The organism is Saliphagus sp. LR7, from assembly GCF_003344565.1.
GTDB classification, from domain to species: domain Archaea; phylum Halobacteriota; class Halobacteria; order Halobacteriales; family Natrialbaceae; genus Saliphagus; species Saliphagus infecundisoli.
In genome coordinates this window covers 1-1,393 of record NZ_QPND01000069.1, presented here as the reverse complement: position 1 = coordinate 1,393, position 1,393 = coordinate 1, and the positions used below count along the sequence as shown (strand labels likewise).

The window sequence follows — 1,393 nt, the reverse complement described above, 5'->3', positions numbered from 1 at the left end:
CATCCGTCTTTAGCTAAGAGAAGAACCGCATGACAGCGGCGGCTTATCGGAGCTACTTTTCGGACGGATTGAGGAGGCAACGAGTGTGTCCAACGAAGCCTCCTCACAGGATGTTGAACGTCGGCTCACTAACCTCCTTCCCTCTGAAGCGCTCGAAGACCACGCCGATTCCGTCGGTGTGGTCGAGCGCGAGGGGAAGCTTCAGCTCCCACCACTTGTCTGGTCGTTTGCGTTCGGCTTCGCCGCAGGCGAAAGCCGAACGCTGGCCGCCTTCAGACGCAGTTACAACTCTACTGCCGACGAGTCGCTCTCTCCGGGAGGCTTCTATCAGCGGTTGACGCCGACGCTCGCAGAGTACCTCCGCGACCTCGTCGAGTACGGCTTCGACGAGGTCGCTGTCCCTCACACGGTCTCTGAGGAGTTCGACCGCTTTCGAGACGTGATGGTCGCTGATGGAACCGTTCTCCGGTTGCATGAGTTGCTCTCTGAGGAGTACACAGCACCCCACGAGGAGCAGGCTGGAGCGTCGCTCCACCTGCTCCATAACGTCACCGACCAGACGATCGACCGCTTCAGCGTGACAGACGAGAAAACGCACGACAGTACAGAATTTGAGACGGGACCGTGGCTGGAAGGACGGTTAGCGATCTTCGATCTTGCATACTTCAAGTACCGACGCTTTGCGTTGATCGACGAGAACGATGGCTACTTCGTGAGCCGGTTGAAGAAGAGCGCAAACCCGGTTGTAACGGATGAACTGCGAGAATGGCGCGGTCGCGCCATTCGTCTGGAGGGAAAGCAGATCCATGATGTCGTGGACGATCTCCAGCGCGAGTACATCGACGTGGAGGTCGAAGCGGAATTCAAGCGAGGACCGTACGAGGGAACGCGTTCGCTGGATACGAAACGGTTCCGCGTCGTCGGCGTCCGCAACGAGGACGCCGACGACTACCATCTATACATCACGAATCTGTCTCGGGAGGAGTTTCAGCCGGCTGATCTCGCGACGATCTACCGATGTCGATGGCAGGTAGAGTTGCTGTTCCGCGAACTCAAGACGCAGTACGAACTGGATGAGTTCAACACGACGAAAGAGCATATCGTGGAGATTCTGCTGTACGCAGCGTTGCTATCGTTGGTCGTAAGTCGTGATTTGCTTGGTCTGGTCGTCGAACACGCTGATGAGGGAATCGTGTTCCCACCGGAGCGCTGGGCGGCGACCTTCCGGTCGCACGCCCAGCTCATCCTCCGTGAACTGAGGGATTATCTCGCTTACTCACCGCCGCCGCTGCTACAGCGACTGATCGAAGACGCGCAGAAGATCCACCAGCAACGACCGATCCTCCAGGAACAGCTCGCTACCGCCATCCAACCGACTGTTGAGGCTTAGCTA

At 57.9% G+C, this 1,393-nt stretch carries 1 protein-coding gene; it reads left to right on the top strand.

Going from position 1 to position 1,393, the window contains the following annotated elements:
- The first annotated feature begins 85 nt into the window (after nucleotides 1-85).
- Nucleotides 86-1,390, top strand: a complete 1,305-nt coding sequence (locus tag DVH23_RS23185) for an IS4 family transposase (RefSeq protein ID WP_114579692.1) — start codon at nucleotides 86-88, stop codon at nucleotides 1,388-1,390.
- Nucleotides 1,391-1,393: the final 3 nt, after the last annotated feature.